The following is a 13,720-nucleotide window of genomic DNA, read 5'->3' on the forward strand; positions in this document are numbered from 1 at the left end:
GCCGCCCAACGGGGTCGTCGGCTTGTTATCCGCACTTACGCCCTAACATCGGGCGCATGAGTACAACCCACTTCGGCTTCGAGTCGGTCGACGAGAAGGACAAGGCGAAGCGCGTTCGCGGCGTGTTCGACTCGGTCGCGTCCCGCTACGACGTCATGAACGACCTCATGTCGGCCGGTCTCCATCGTGCATGGAAGGCCTATACGGTCATGGTCGCCAACGTTGCCGAAGGCTCCAGGGTACTGGACCTCGCCGGTGGCACCGGCGACCTCGCGTTGGCATTTGCCAAGAAAGTGGGTGCAAGTGGCCAGGTGGTGCACACCGACATCAACGAAGCCATGCTGCGCACCGGCCGCGACCGCCTGCTCGATGCGGGCGTCGCGCTGCCGACGCTGGTCTGCGATGCCGAGAAGCTCCCGTTTCCCGACAATCATTTCGATGTGGTCACTGTCGCCTTCGGCCTGCGCAACATGACGCACAAGGACGTGGCGTTACGCGAGATGAACCGGGTGCTCAAGCCCCGCGGCAAGCTGCTGGTGCTGGAGTTCTCCAAGGTCGCCAAGCCATTGGCCAAGGCCTACGACTGGTATTCGTTCAGCGTGCTGCCCAGGCTCGGCAAGCTCGTGGCAGGCGACGACGCGAGCTACCGCTACCTGGCCGAATCCATCCGCATGCATCCGGGGCAGGAGCAACTCAAGACCCTCATGAAAGAGGGCGGTTTCGGCCATGTGGACTATCACAACATGACGGGTGGCGTGGTCGCCCTGCATGTTGGAATCAAGTGTTGAACAAACAGCCGTTGATCGGCAACGACAGAGGAGACGTCATGAGAAGAATTGGATCGGTCTTGCTGGTTTGCGCCATGGCGCTGGTCAGCGTGCAGGCCGACGCGGCACGCCTGGGTGGCGGCAAGTCGATGGGTCGGCAGTCGAGCAACGTCACGCAACGGGAGGCTGCGGCACCGTCCGCGCCGTCGCAGAACGTGACCAACAATGCCGCCGCGGCAAAGCCCGCAACGCCGGCGCCTGCAACCCCGGCAGCCCCTGCCGCGGCACCGAAGCGGCCCTGGATGGGCATGCTCGGCGGCCTCGCTGCCGGCCTCGGCCTCGCATGGCTCGCGAATTCGCTCGGTCTTGGTGCCGCGTTCGGCAACATGCTCCTGATCGGCCTGCTGGTCCTGGCCGCGGTCGTCGTGTGGCGTATCTTTGCAGCACGTTCGCGTCCCGCGGCTGCGCGCACGGGTGGTCTGGCCTTCGAAGGTGCAGGCAGTCCGGCCAATGCCGGCGCACCGGCGCAATACAGAACTGCGGATGTCGGCAACGACGCCTCGGCGCGTCCGTGGGAACAGCAAGCCGCCGCGTTCGACGCTACCCCCGCGCATGGCTCGTCGATGGCCGGCGCAGCGGGTGCGGGCGGCGGCAGCATGATCGGGTCGGCACTGGCCGGCTCGCAAAGCTGGGGCATTCCGGCAGGCTTCGACACCGAAGGCTTTCTTGCCGCGGCCAAGCGCAACTTCGTGACGCTGCAGGACGCCTGGGATCGCAACGACCTCACCATGCTGCGCTCGATGATGACGGACAGCATGCTTGGTGAAATCCGCATGCAACTGGCTGAGCGCGAAACCCACACGGGCGGCCAGCCGAACAAGACCGAGGTCGTGATGCTCGACGCCAAGCTGCTCGGCATCGAGGAAACGCCGGACCTCTACCTCGCCAGCGTCGAGTTCTCGGGGATGATCCGGGAGGACGCATCGGCCGGCCCGAGCCCGTTCCGCGAAGTGTGGAATATGAGCAAGCCCACGGCGGGCGGTCAGGGCGGCTGGCTGGTGGCCGGCGTGCAAGCACTGCAATAAGCGTGCATCCACCGGCTTGCGTGCCGGCTCAACCGATAATGGGGACATGGCCACACCATCGTCCCCATTTGCTTTTCTCGGCGACCTGTTCAACCGCGTCGGCGAGCGCCTGCAGCCGCCGCCGTGGGTGGTTCATGAAATCCAGCACCGCGCGGTGCTGTTCCTCAACCATGTGCTGCAGCAGGAACCGGAAGCGCAGCAGCGGTTGATTCGCCAGCAGGGCAATGTGGTGCGATTCCAGTGGCGTTTCATCACGATGCAGCTGGTTGCCACGCCGGCCGGCCTGCTCGATCTCGCACCCGAAGGCGCGGCCGCCGATCTCACGCTGACCGTCATGCAGGAATCCCCGCTCGACATCGTGCGCAGCAGCCTTCGCGGCGACAAGCCGGAGGTGCAGATCGTCGGCGACGTGCAGTTGGCGGCGGAGGTCAACTGGCTGGTCGATCACGTGCGCTGGGACGTCGAGGACGACCTGGCCCGCCTGATTGGCGACGTGCCGGCCCATGCCATCGGCACTGGCGCCCGTCGCGTGGTGGGCGCGTTGCGCCAGTTCGTCGGTGACCGCGCCGGTCGTGCCGCGGCATCGGCGGGCGACGAATGAGGCGTTTCTACCGCGGCATCTACATCGTCTGGGTCGCACTTCGCTACGGCCTGGACGAGCTGGTCCTGACCAGCTTCGACAAGCCCTGGCTCGTCAGGGTCGCCCGAATGCTGGCGGTGGGCCGCAACCTCGACGCGCCTCGCGGGCAGCGCCTGCGCGAGGCGCTGGAAGGCCTGGGCCCGATCTTCGTGAAGTTCGGCCAGGTTCTCTCGACCCGGCGCGACCTGTTGCCGCCCGACATCGCCGACGAACTCGCACGCCTGCAGGACCAGGTGCCTCCGTTCCCGTCGAGCGTGGCAATCGCGACCATCGAGCGTGCGTTCCGCCGGCCCGTCGGCGAAGTGTTCGTGCAGTTCGAGGAAGAGCCCGTGGCGAGCGCGTCGATTGCCCAGGTGCACTTCGCGACCCTGCGCACGCGTGACGGCCAACTGCGCGACGTGGCCGTGAAGGTGCTGCGTCCCAACATGCGCGGCGTGATCGAAAAAGACCTGGCGCTGATGGCCATGATGGCCGGCTGGATCGAGAAGGCGTCCCCCGACGGCAAGCGGCTGAAGCCGCGCGAGGTGGTTGCCGAGTTCGACAAGTACCTGCACGACGAGCTCGACCTGGTGCGCGAGGCCGCCAATGCCGCCCAGTTGCGCCGCAACATGGTTGCGCTGGATCTGGTTCTCATTCCCGAGATGTTCTGGGACTTCTGCCACCCGGAAGTGATGGTGATGGAGCGCATGAGGGGCGTGCCGATCGCGCAGATCGACCGGCTGCGCGCGGGCGGCATCGATGTGCCCAAACTGGCGCGCGACGGCGTCACGATCTTTTTCACGCAGGTATTTCGCGACGGCTTCTTTCACGCGGACATGCATCCCGGCAACATCCAGGTGAGCCTGGACGCCGCCACCTTCGGGCGCTACATCTCGCTGGACTTCGGCATCATCGGCACGCTCACCGAGGTCGACAAGGAATACCTGGCGCAGAACTTCGCGGCTTTTTTCCGGCGCGACTACAAGCGCGTGGCCGAGCTGCATGTGGAAAGCGGATGGGTGCCCCGGAGTACCCGTGTCGACGAACTGGAAGCCGCCATCCGGACCGTGTGCGAGCCTTACTTCGACCGGCCGCTCAAGGAGATTTCGCTAGGCATGGTGCTGATGCGCCTGTTCCAGACCTCGCGCCGCTTCCAAGTCGAGATTCAGCCGCAACTCGTGTTGTTGCAGAAGACCCTGCTCAATATCGAAGGCCTGGGACGCCAGCTCGATCCGGAGCTGGACTTGTGGGCCACGGCGAAGCCGTTCCTCGAGAAATGGATGGTCGACCAGATCGGCCCGAAGCGGCTCATGGCGCAATTGCGCGCCGAGGCGCCGCGCTATGCCAAGCTGCTGCCGCAACTGCCGCGCCTGCTGCATGACTTCATGGAAAATCGGCCAGCAGACCACCGGCGCGAATTACTCGAATTGCTGGCCGCACAGAAGCGCACCAACAAGCTCCTCCAGGCCCTCCTCTACGGTGGCATCGGGTTTGTATTGGGATTGATCGCCTTCCAGCTGGTGCTGCGCGTTCGCCTTTTCTAGTTTTTTTCGCAACCTCCATTGCCTCAGGAGAGCCGCCGTGTTGCTGACCCTGGTCATCCTTTACCTGTTGATCACCATCGCCATCGGGCTGATCGCGGCCCGCCGCGTCAAGAACACCACCGACTTCGCCATTGCCGGGCGGCACCTGCCGCTCTACATGATCGTGACCACCACGTTCGCGACCTGGTTCGGGTCGGAGACGGTGCTGGGCATTCCGGCCAAGTTCATCGAAGGCGGCTTGAACGGCGTGATCGAAGACCCTTTCGGCGCGGGCACGTGCCTGATCCTCGTGGGGTTGTTTTTCGCAGGCAAGCTCTACCGCATGACGCTGCTGACGATCAGCGACTATTACCGTGAACGCTATGGCCGCACGGTCGAGATCGCGTGTTCGCTGATCATCATGCTGAGCTACCTGGGCTGGGTCTCGGCACAGGTCACGGCGCTCGGGCTGGTGTTCAACCTGCTGTCAGCGGGTGCCGTGAGCATTCCGGTGGGCATGGCGATCGGCGTGGTGTCGATCCTGGCCTACACGCTGTTCGGCGGCATGTGGTCGGTGGCGGTCACCGACTTCATCCAGATGATCATCCTGGTGTGCGGCCTGGCAGTGATCGCGATGTTCGCGGGCAACATGGCCGGTGGCGCCGAAAAAGTGGTCGACCTGGCCCTGAGCCGTGACCTGTTCAAGTTCTGGCCCGAGCCGAACTTCCACGACATGGTCTTCTTCTTCGCGGCGGCCATCACGATGATGCTCGGCTCGATTCCGCAGCAGGACGTGTTCCAGCGCGTGATGTCGGCCAACAGCGTCAAGTCGGCCACGCGCGGCCCGGTCATCGGGGGCGTGGCGTATCTCCTCTTCGCGTTCGTGCCGATGTTCCTCGTGGCCAGCGCGCTTCTGATCATGCCGGAACAGACTGCGACGCTGCTCAAGGAAGATCCGCAGAAGGTGCTCCCCACGCTGGTGCTCGAGAAGATGCCGTTCGTAATGCAAGTGCTGTTCTTTGGCGCGCTGCTGTCGGCCATCAAGTCGACCGCTTCGGCCACGTTGCTCGCTCCGAGCGTGACTTTCACGGAGAACATCTGGCGCCAGTTCCGCCCGGCGGGAACCGACAGGCAGAACCTCATGACGATGCGGATCACGGTGCTGTTGTTCAGCGCCGCCGTGCTGACATACGCCATCCGCATGCAGGGCACGCCGATCTACGAGTTGGTGTCGAGCGCGTACCAGGTGCCACTGGTGGGCGCTTTCATCCCACTGGTTGCGGGGCTCTATTGGCAGCGCGCCAGCACGCAGGGGGCGGTGGCGGCCGTCGTGCTGGGCATTGGCGTGTGGGTGCTGTTCCTGAACATGCCCTGGGGCGCGGCATTTCCGGCCCAATTGGCCGGTGTGTTCGCCTCCCTTTCCGGCATGGTGGCTGGCTCGCTGGCGCCGCAGTGGGTGCCGAATCAGCGCACGCCGCATCGCCCGCTCGCCACGGCCAGCGCCTGAGAATGCTTGCGGGGGCGGGCCCTATAATCGAGGGCTTTGCGAGCGGTTTCTCTGCTGCTCCTTTCGGTCCCCCCATTCCATGCCCATCTACGCCTATAAATGCAGCGCCTGCGGCTTTGCCAAGGACGTGCTGCAGAAAATGTCTGACGCACCCCTGTCGGTGTGCCCCACCTGCCACGCGAGCGCGTTCGAAAAGCAGGTCACGGCCGCCGGCTTCCAACTCAAGGGATCGGGTTGGTATGTGACCGATTTCCGTGACGGCAAGAAGAAGGCGGGCGAGAGCAAGCCTGCCGCCGCTGCCAACGGCGAAGCCGCCACGCCGGGCGGCGACGCAGCCGCTGCTGCCCCTGCCCCTGCCACCGCCGACACTGCACCCGCTCCCGCCGCAGCGACCGCCACTGCTCCGAGTCCGGCACCTGCTGCCGCCAAGAGCGACTGAGGCCCTTCGATGCACGCCTTGCGCAAATGGCTGCTGTCCGGCTTGCTGGTCATCGTGCCGCTGTTCATCACGCTGGCGGTGCTCAAGTGGATCATCGACACGCTCGACCAGACGTTGTGGGTGCTGCCAGCCGTGTGGCAGAGATGGCTCTACGACAACAATGTGCGCGGCCTCGGCGTGCTGCTCACGCTGGCCATCCTGCTGGTGGTCGGAGCCGTCGCCAGCAACTTCGTCGGCAAGCGCCTGCTTGGCTGGGGCGATGCCGTGGTGCGGCGCATCCCGGTGGTGCGCTCGATCTACTCGAGCGTCAAGCAGGTGTCGGACACGCTGTTCTCCGAGAATGGCAACGCGTTCCGCACGGCCGTGCTCATCCAGTGGCCGCGTGAACACGTCTGGACCATCGCCTTCGTCACCGGTGCGCCGGGCGGCGAAGTCATCCGGCACCTGGACGGCGCGGAATACCTCAGCGTCTACGTGCCGACCACGCCGAACCCGACCGGCGGCTACTTCGTGATGCTCAAGCGCAGCGACTGCATCGAACTCAAGATGAGCGTCGACGAGGCGCTCAAGTACATCGTCTCGATGGGCGTGGTCGTCCCCGGCCCCACCGCCCTCCCGACGACCCGATAACAACATGCGCCGCAGCGGCGCTCGGAAATTCATATGGCCATGCGTTCTCACTATTGCGGTCTCGTGACCGAAGCCCTGATGGGCGAAACCGTCACCTTGTGCGGCTGGGTCAACCGCCGCCGCGACCATGGCGGCGTGATCTTCATCGACCTGCGCGACCGCGAAGGCTATGTGCAGGTGGTGTGCGACCCCGATCGCGCCAGCACCTTCGCCGTGGCCGAAGACCTGCGCAACGAGTACTGCGTGCAGATCAAGGGCCTGGTGCGGGCGCGCCCCGAGGGCACGACCAACGACGCCCTCAAGAGCGGCAAGATCGAGGTGCTCTGCCATGAACTGAAAGTGCTGAACCCGTCGGTCACGCCGCCGTTCCTGCTGGACGACGACAACCTCAGCGAGACCACGCGCCTCACGCATCGCGTGCTCGACCTGCGCCGCCCCGCGATGCAGCGCAACATGATGCTGCGCTACAAGGTCACGATGGAAACGCGCAAGTTCCTCGATGCCAACGGCTTCATCGACATCGAGACGCCGATGCTCGGCAAGTCCACGCCCGAAGGCGCACGCGACTACCTGGTGCCCAGCCGCGTGCACGACGGCAGCTTCTTCGCGCTTCCGCAATCCCCGCAACTCTTCAAGCAGTTGCTGATGGTTGCCGGCTACGACCGCTACTACCAGATCGTCAAGTGCTTCCGCGACGAGGACCTGCGCGCGGACCGCCAGCCCGAGTTCACGCAAATCGACATCGAGACCTCATTCCTCGCGGAAGAAGAAATCCGCGACATGTTCGAAGGCATGATCCGCAACGTGTTCCGCAACGCGGCCGGCATCGACCTGCCCGTGTTCCCGACCATGAGCTACGCGGACGCGATGTTCAAGTACGGCTCGGACAAGCCCGACCTGCGCGTCAAGCTCGAGTTCACCGAACTCACCGAGATCATGAAGCGGGTCGAGTTCAAGGTGTTCTCCAACGCCGCCACGATGAAGGGCGGCCGCGTGGTCGCGCTGCGTGTGCCGGGCGGCGGCGCCGAAGGCGGCCTCTCGCGCGGCGAGATCGATGCGTATCAGGAGTTCGTCAAGATCTACGGTGCCAAGGGCCTGGCGTACATCAAGGTCAACGATGCGGCCGCCGGCCGCGAAGGCCTGCAGAGTCCGATCGTCAAGAACCTCGACGATTCGGCGCTGGCCGAGATCATCGCGCGCACCGGCGCCCGCAACGGGGACATCCTGTTCTTCGGCGCTGACAAGGAGAAGGTCGTCAACGACGCGATCGGCGCGCTGCGCGTGAAGATCGGCCACAGCGCATTCGGCAGGAAGAACGGCCTGTTCGACGACCGCTGGGCGCCGCTGTGGGTGGTCGACTTCCCGATGTTCGAATTCGACGAGGATGGCCAGCGCTGGTCCGCCGTTCACCACCCGTTCACCGCACCGAAGGACGGCCATGAAGACCTCATGGACACCGCGCCCGAGAAGTGCATCGCCAAGGCTTACGACATGGTGCTCAACGGCATCGAGATGGGTGGCGGCTCGGTGCGTATCCACCGTGAGGAAGTGCAGAGCAAGGTGTTCCGCGCGCTCAAGATCAATGCGGAAGACGCGCAACTCAAGTTCGGCTTCCTGCTCGATGCGCTGCAATACGGTGCACCGCCGCACGGCGGCATTGCCATCGGCCTGGACCGCCTGGTCATGCTGATGACGGGCGCCGAATCCATTCGCGACGTGATCGCCTTCCCCAAGACGCAGCGCGCGCAAGATCTGCTCACGCAGGCGCCGAGCCCGGTGGACGAGAAGCAACTGCGCGAGTTGCACATTCGCTTGCGCAACGTGCAGCCGGCGTAAGCGAGTGGCGGACAGAATCAGGGGCGCTTTACGGCGCCCCTTTTGTTTCGTCGAATTCCCGAATGACGACCTGTTGCCATGAGGCATGAAATCATGCGATTCGTCCACTATCCGTCAATCGGGCAGAGACGGAAGGCCGGTTGGATGTCGGTAGCGCAAACCTCTTGCCCGCCAAGCTGATGCTTCCCTACAAGATCCCCGAGTCGGTGCTGGTCGTCATCCACACGCCCGCACTCGACGTGTTGCTCATCAAGCGCGCCGACGCCGACGAGTTCTGGCAATCGGTCACCGGCAGCAAGAATCTCGTCGATGAGCCGTTGCGTCTCACGGCGGCACGCGAGGTCGCCGAAGAAACCGGCATCCTCTGCGGCGAGGGCAGCGCGCTGTCCGCCCGACTGGTCGACTGGCGGCTGCAAAACATCTACGAGATTTATCCACGCTGGCGTGCCCGCTACGCCCCGGGCGTGACGCGCAACACCGAGCATCTGTTTGGCCTGTGCGTGCTGGAACGCATCGAGCCGGTGCTGAACCCGCATGAGCACACCGCCTGGCAATGGCTGCCGTACCGGCAAGCGGCGGACGCCTGCTTTTCCCCGTCGAACGCAGAAGCCATCCTGTTGCTGCCACAATTTGCGCCATGAGCATGAACTTGCGGGTCGCAACTTACAACATCCACAAGGGTGTGCAAGGTATCGGGCCTGCGCGGCGGCTGGAGATCCACAACCTCGGCCATGCGATCGAGCAACTCGACGCCGACATCGTCTGCCTGCAGGAAGTGCGCAAGATGAACCGCCAGGCCGCTGCGCGCTTCACGCGCTGGCCCCAGATGCCGCAGGCCGATTTCCTGGCGCCCGAAGGCTATACGGCGGTCTACGAAACCAATGCGATCACGCGGCACGGAGAGCACGGCAATGCGTTGCTCACGAGATGGCCCGTGCTGCGCCAGGGCCATCAGGACATATCCGACCATCGCTTCGAGCAGCGCGGATTGCTGCATGTGGTGATTGAAGTGGAGGGCAAGCCGGTGCACGCCATCGTGGTGCATCTGGGCCTGATCAAGGGAAGCCGGGTCCGGCAGGTGGCGCAGCTCAACGAGTTCATCGCGCGCGAGGTGCCGCGGGGCGAGCCGGTGATCGTGGCCGGCGACTTCAACGACTGGGGCGCCCGCATGCGCTCGGCAATGAATGCGATGGGCCTGCGCGATTCGCACGAGCTGCCGGGCCCGCGCATATTGACGTACCCGTCGCGATTGCCGGTGACGCAACTCGACTTCATCTATGGCCGCCACCTTTCGCCCACGGCTTGCCATGTCCCGCGTGGGCCGATCTGGGCACGCATGTCGGATCACCTGCCGCTGGTCACCGACTTTTCGCTATCAAAATGATAGCTGTTTCCGCCCGCCTGCGCGGCGCGGTTAGGATGCGCTGATGCTGAAGAAAATCGACGTTGCAGAGCGCCCCCAAGGCGGGGCAGACGAGGACGAGGGGACACCGGTTTCGGTGAAAATCCGCGAGCGCCTCCTGACGGCGCGCAAGCGCTTCCACGCCAACGACAACATTGCCGAATTCATCGCGCCGGGCGAGCTCGAGGCGCTGCTCGACGAGGTCGAGGTCAAGATGAAGGCCGTGCTCGAAAGCCTGGTCATCGACATCGAGAACGATCACAACACCGACAACACCGCGCGTCGCGTCGCCAAGATGTACCTCAACGAGGTGTTCAAGGGCCGCTACGTGCCACCGCCTTCGCTGACGGAATTTCCCAATGCCGAGCACCTGAACGAGCTGATGATCGTCGGCCCGATCACTGTGCGCAGCGCCTGCTCCCACCACTTCTGTCCGATCATCGGCAAGCTGTGGATCGGCGTGATGCCGAACGAGCACACCAACGTGATCGGCCTGTCCAAGTACGCGCGCCTCGCCGAGTGGACGATGGGCCGGCCGCAGATCCAGGAAGAAGCCGTGGTGCAACTGGCCGACCTGATCCAGGAGAAGACCCAGCCCGACGGCTTGGCCCTGGTCATGGAGGCCGAGCACTTCTGCATGCAATGGCGCGGGGTAAAGGAGATGGACAGCAAGATGATCAACTCGGTCATGCGCGGCGTGTTCCTCAAGGACTCATCGCTGCGGCGTGAGTTCCTGTCTCTTCTCCCCCGAAAAGGCTGAGTCATGACCCCCACTCTCCGTCACTGCGTATACTCGCCGCCCCTCGAGGGCGCGCAGGCCTCCCTTGGGGCGGCCCGGCGGGAGGCCTGACATGCTCGTCCGCCTCCTCTACGCCAGCCGCGCCGCCGACAGCAGCGCGCCCGCCGTCGACGCGATCCTTGCGCAATCGCGTGTACACAACACCTCGTGCGGCATCACGGGCATCCTTTGCTATGGCGCCGGCATCTTCCTGCAGGCGATCGAGGGCGGTCGGATGCAGGTCAGCGAGCTCTACGGCCACATCCAGCGAGACTCGCGCCACAAGGACGTGATGCTGCTGGCCTACGAGGAAATCGGCGAGCGCCGTTTTGGTGGCTGGACCATGGGGCAAGTCCATCTCACCAAGGTGCACCAGGCCACGTTGCTACGCTACTTCGAAAAGCCCGAACTGGACCCGTATGCCGTCTCCGGGAAGGCGTCGATGGCGCTGCTCGAAGAACTGATGGCAACCGCCGCGATCGTCGGCCGGCCCTGAGGGTTTGCCGCTTTCCGCCTTCGCGCTGATCTTGCTGGCCGGCGTGATCCACGCCAGTTGGAATATCGCGGCCAAGAAGGCCAACGGCGACGCGCGCTTCGCACTGCAAAGCGGCGTGTTCCTGATGATCGTCTGGGCGCCGCTTGGCATCGCGATGGGGTGGCATGTCGTGCCGCTGTGGGGCTGGACCGAATGGGCCTTCGTCGTCGCCAGCGGCGTGCTGCACGTGGTCTACTACGTCGCCTTGCTGCGCGGCTACCGCAAGAGCGATCTCACTGTGGTGTACCCGTTGGCACGCGGCTCGGGCCCTTTGCTCTCCTCGCTGTTCGCGATCCTGTTCCTCGGTGAAAGCATCAGCCTTGCCGGGTTTGCGGGGATTGTCGGGGTGGTCCTCGGCGTGTTTCTCATCGCGGGCGGCCCGCAACTCTGGCGCGCGACGCAAGACCCGGCGCGGCGCGAACGCGTGCACAAGGGCCTGCGCTATGGCGTGTTGACCGGCGCTTTCATCGCGGCCTATACCGTGACCGACAGCTACGCGGTCAAGGTGGTGGCAATGTCGCCCATCCTGGTCGACTACTTCGGCGGCTTTGTCCGCGTGCTGCTGCTTTTGCCCGCGGCGCTGCGCAACCGCGCGGAGGCGGCGCGGCTTTGGCGCCTGCAATGGAAATATGCGCTTCTGGTGGCGGTGATCAGCCCGGTGTCGTATGTGCTGGTGCTGTATGCGGTGCAGCAGGCCCCCATCTCGCACGTGGCGCCGGCGCGCGAGGTGTCGATGCTGTTCGCGGCGCTGATCGGCGGGCATCTGCTGCAGGAGGGCGATCGGCTGCTGCGGCTGATCGGGGCGGCGTTCATCGCTGCCGGCGTGATTGCACTGGCGCTCGGCTGAGTGGCGGTGGCCTTGCTGTTCGGCTGCGATTTTTCGAGTGCGCCGACGACGCGCAAGCCCATCGTCATTGCGCAAGGCGCGCTGGACGGCGACGTCGTCTCGCTCGAGCAACTGCACACCTTTGCCACGCTCGATGCGTGGGGCGAATGGCTCGCCAGCCTACCGGCCTGGGTGGGCGGTTTCGACTTTCCATTCGGCCTGCCGCGCGCACTGGTCGAGCAATTGGGCTGGCCCTCGGAGTGGCCCGCATCGATGGCGCATTACGCGGGCCTGAGCCGCGCCGAGATCCGGGCCGAGTTTGCCGCCTTCTGCGCAGCACGGCCGGCCGGCGAAAAGTTTGCGCATCGCGCGACGGATGGCCCGGCGCGTTCGAGCCCTTCGATGAAGTGGGTCAATCCGCCCGTGGCCTTGATGCTCCATGCCGGTGTGCCGCGTTTGCTGGCGGCGGGCGCGCGGCTGCCGGCCCATGACGCATTGACCGATACCGAGGCCACGCGGATTGCGCTCGAGGCCTATCCGGGCCTGCTGGCGCGCGAACTGATCGGCCGGCGCAGCTACAAGGCTGACGACCGGGCAAGGCAAACACTCGAGCGTCGGGCCGCACGCGCCGATCTGCTCGATGCACTCCGTACGCCCGGCAGCGCGCGCCTGGGCATCCGATTGGCGCTGGAAGCGCCCCAGCGGAGTGCCTTGCTGGAAGACGCGCAGGGCGATCGGCTCGATGCAGTGCTCTGCCTCGTGCAGACGGCCTGGGCGTCGGTCCGGCCGGGCTGGGGCTTGCCGACTGGCGTGGATCCGCTCGAGGGCTGGATCGTCAGCGCCTGACCCGTCCTACAGCAGGTCGGGCGTTGTGCCCCTCGCGCGACAGGTGTGGGCGTCTAGATTGACCCAGTGGCCCGGATCCGGGCCATGGATCAGTTGAAACCACCCAACGGAAGGAACGCCATGAACAAGGACCAGGTTGCAGGACGCGTCGAGGACGCGAAGGGCAAGATCAAGGAAGTGACGGGCAAGGTCACGGGCAGCGAAAAGCTGCAGTCAGAAGGCATCGCCGACCAGGCCGCCGGCAAGGTGCAGAGCGGTTATGGCGACGCCAAGGAAAAGCTCAAGGACTCGATCAAGTCGGGCGCCGACAAGCTCTGATACACAGCCACACAGCCGGCCGCATTGCGCCGCGCCGCGCCTCGATGCCTGTCATCGATCATTGAATCTCAGGAGGTATATGCCATGAACACATCGAACCGATATCTGGTGCGATCACATACCCTGCTCGCGGTGCTTGTCGCCGGCAGCGCTCTGGCACTGGGCGCATGCGACAACAGGGCACCCAAGACCACCATGGGCGAAAAGGTCGACTCGGCCGTCGCCAACACCAAGGAAGCCGCCGCCGATGCCAAGGCAAAGACAGAGGCAGGCGCCGCATCCGCTGAATCGAGCATGAAGCAGGGCGCCACCGATGCCAAGCAAGCCGTCAAGGACGCGAGCTCCACCGTCGCGGGCAAGGTGGACGACGCGGCCATCACTGCATCGGTTTCCGCAGGTCTGGCCAAGGATCCGGACTTGAGCGCCATCAAGATCAATGTCGACACCAAGGGCGGCATGGTCACGCTCAACGGACCCGCGCCGAGCGCGGCCGCCAAGGCGCGGGCCGAAGCCATTGCCAAGGGCGTAGAAGGCGTGAGTTCGGTCGACAACAGGCTCGAAGTAAAGATGTAGTCCGGCAGCCGCGTCTCGCGCAATCAAAGAAGCCCG

General features: G+C 64.9%; 16 protein-coding genes. All 16 read left to right on the plus strand.

What is annotated here, in order from left to right; genetic code table 11:
- The first annotated feature begins 56 nt into the window (after positions 1–56).
- Positions 57–788 (plus strand): bifunctional demethylmenaquinone methyltransferase/2-methoxy-6-polyprenyl-1,4-benzoquinol methylase UbiE, encoded by a 732-nt coding sequence (ubiE, locus tag WKW80_RS01825; protein ID WP_340361811.1) that lies wholly within the window; start codon positions 57–59, stop codon positions 786–788.
- 38 nt (positions 789–826) lie between these two features.
- Positions 827–1,852 carry a Tim44 domain-containing protein gene (locus WKW80_RS01830; protein WP_340361812.1) on the plus strand — a complete coding sequence of 342 codons (1,026 nt, stop codon included), beginning with the start codon at positions 827–829 and terminating at the stop codon, positions 1,850–1,852.
- A 46-nt stretch (positions 1,853–1,898) separates the two neighbouring features.
- Positions 1,899–2,453, plus strand: coding sequence for a hypothetical protein (locus WKW80_RS01835; protein WP_340361813.1), 555 nt, complete (start codon positions 1,899–1,901; stop codon positions 2,451–2,453).
- The gene (gene ubiB, locus WKW80_RS01840; protein WP_340361814.1) at positions 2,450–4,015 is read left to right on the plus strand and encodes a ubiquinone biosynthesis regulatory protein kinase UbiB; all 1,566 of its coding nucleotides are present in this window, start codon (positions 2,450–2,452) and stop codon (positions 4,013–4,015) included. Before WKW80_RS01835 ends, ubiB begins: the two co-directional genes overlap by 4 nt.
- A 37-nt stretch (positions 4,016–4,052) precedes the next feature.
- A complete protein-coding gene (locus WKW80_RS01845; RefSeq protein WP_340361815.1) occupies positions 4,053–5,501 on the plus strand; it encodes a high affinity choline transporter 1 in 1,449 nt (482 codons plus the stop codon).
- A 79-nt stretch (positions 5,502–5,580) separates the two neighbouring features.
- Positions 5,581–5,940, plus strand: coding sequence for an FmdB family zinc ribbon protein (locus WKW80_RS01850; protein ID WP_340361816.1), 360 nt, complete (start codon positions 5,581–5,583; stop codon positions 5,938–5,940).
- A 9-nt stretch (positions 5,941–5,949) separates the two neighbouring features.
- A complete protein-coding gene (locus WKW80_RS01855; RefSeq protein WP_340361817.1) occupies positions 5,950–6,570 on the plus strand; it encodes a DUF502 domain-containing protein in 621 nt (206 codons plus the stop codon).
- Between the two features lie 33 nt (positions 6,571–6,603).
- Complete coding sequence (gene aspS / locus WKW80_RS01860) at positions 6,604–8,406, plus strand: aspartate--tRNA ligase (RefSeq protein ID WP_340361818.1); 1,803 nt, start codon at positions 6,604–6,606, stop codon at positions 8,404–8,406.
- 179 nt (positions 8,407–8,585) lie between these two features.
- Positions 8,586–9,047 (plus strand): dihydroneopterin triphosphate diphosphatase, encoded by a 462-nt coding sequence (gene nudB / locus WKW80_RS01865; RefSeq protein WP_340362191.1) that lies wholly within the window; start codon positions 8,586–8,588, stop codon positions 9,045–9,047.
- The gene (locus WKW80_RS01870; protein WP_422822839.1) at positions 9,044–9,790 is read left to right on the plus strand and encodes an endonuclease/exonuclease/phosphatase family protein; all 747 of its coding nucleotides are present in this window, start codon (positions 9,044–9,046) and stop codon (positions 9,788–9,790) included. The genes nudB and WKW80_RS01870 overlap by 4 nt, the downstream gene beginning before the upstream one ends.
- Before the next feature lie 43 nt (positions 9,791–9,833).
- Positions 9,834–10,568: a GTP cyclohydrolase I gene (gene folE / locus WKW80_RS01875; protein WP_340361819.1), complete on the plus strand. Its 735-nt coding sequence runs from the start codon at positions 9,834–9,836 to the stop codon at positions 10,566–10,568.
- A 91-nt stretch (positions 10,569–10,659) separates the two neighbouring features.
- Positions 10,660–11,082: a BLUF domain-containing protein gene (locus WKW80_RS01880; RefSeq protein WP_340361820.1), complete on the plus strand. Its 423-nt coding sequence runs from the start codon at positions 10,660–10,662 to the stop codon at positions 11,080–11,082.
- A 4-nt stretch (positions 11,083–11,086) separates the two neighbouring features.
- Complete coding sequence (locus WKW80_RS01885; protein WP_340361821.1) at positions 11,087–11,968, plus strand: DMT family transporter; 882 nt, start codon at positions 11,087–11,089, stop codon at positions 11,966–11,968.
- Positions 11,969–12,793, plus strand: a complete 825-nt coding sequence (locus WKW80_RS01890) for a DUF429 domain-containing protein (RefSeq protein WP_340361822.1) — start codon at positions 11,969–11,971, stop codon at positions 12,791–12,793. It begins immediately after the preceding gene.
- Between the two features lie 120 nt (positions 12,794–12,913).
- Positions 12,914–13,111, plus strand: coding sequence for a CsbD family protein (locus WKW80_RS01895; RefSeq protein ID WP_340361823.1), 198 nt, complete (start codon positions 12,914–12,916; stop codon positions 13,109–13,111).
- Positions 13,112–13,195: 84 nt separating this feature from the next.
- Positions 13,196–13,684 carry a BON domain-containing protein gene (locus WKW80_RS01900; protein ID WP_340361824.1) on the plus strand — a complete coding sequence of 163 codons (489 nt, stop codon included), beginning with the start codon at positions 13,196–13,198 and terminating at the stop codon, positions 13,682–13,684.
- The last annotated feature ends 36 nt before the right edge of the window (positions 13,685–13,720 follow it).

Source organism: Variovorax humicola, from assembly GCF_037889915.1.
GTDB classification, from domain to species: Bacteria; Pseudomonadota; Gammaproteobacteria; order Burkholderiales; family Burkholderiaceae_C; genus Variovorax; species Variovorax humicola.

What these genes read in the sequence shown, in the direction of transcription:
- ubiB (WP_340361814.1), top strand. Translation starts at nt 2,450, where the DNA reads ATGAGGCGTTTCTACCGCGGCATCTACATCGTCTGGGTCGCACTTCGC.
- WKW80_RS01830 (WP_340361812.1), top strand. Translation starts at nt 827, where the DNA reads ATGAGAAGAATTGGATCGGTCTTGCTGGTTTGCGCCATGGCGCTGGTC.
- aspS (WP_340361818.1), top strand. Translation starts at nt 6,604, where the DNA reads ATGGCCATGCGTTCTCACTATTGCGGTCTCGTGACCGAAGCCCTGATG.
- WKW80_RS01900 (WP_340361824.1), top strand. Translation starts at nt 13,196, where the DNA reads ATGAACACATCGAACCGATATCTGGTGCGATCACATACCCTGCTCGCG.
- WKW80_RS01870 (WP_422822839.1), top strand. Translation starts at nt 9,044, where the DNA reads ATGAGCATGAACTTGCGGGTCGCAACTTACAACATCCACAAGGGTGTG.
- WKW80_RS01880 (WP_340361820.1), top strand. Translation starts at nt 10,660, where the DNA reads ATGCTCGTCCGCCTCCTCTACGCCAGCCGCGCCGCCGACAGCAGCGCG.
- WKW80_RS01850 (WP_340361816.1), top strand. Translation starts at nt 5,581, where the DNA reads ATGCCCATCTACGCCTATAAATGCAGCGCCTGCGGCTTTGCCAAGGAC.
- WKW80_RS01835 (WP_340361813.1), top strand. Translation starts at nt 1,899, where the DNA reads ATGGCCACACCATCGTCCCCATTTGCTTTTCTCGGCGACCTGTTCAAC.
- folE (WP_340361819.1), top strand. Translation starts at nt 9,834, where the DNA reads ATGCTGAAGAAAATCGACGTTGCAGAGCGCCCCCAAGGCGGGGCAGAC.
- WKW80_RS01895 (WP_340361823.1), top strand. Translation starts at nt 12,914, where the DNA reads ATGAACAAGGACCAGGTTGCAGGACGCGTCGAGGACGCGAAGGGCAAG.
- WKW80_RS01855 (WP_340361817.1), top strand. Translation starts at nt 5,950, where the DNA reads ATGCACGCCTTGCGCAAATGGCTGCTGTCCGGCTTGCTGGTCATCGTG.
- nudB (WP_340362191.1), top strand. Translation starts at nt 8,586, where the DNA reads ATGCTTCCCTACAAGATCCCCGAGTCGGTGCTGGTCGTCATCCACACG.
- ubiE (WP_340361811.1), top strand. Translation starts at nt 57, where the DNA reads ATGAGTACAACCCACTTCGGCTTCGAGTCGGTCGACGAGAAGGACAAG.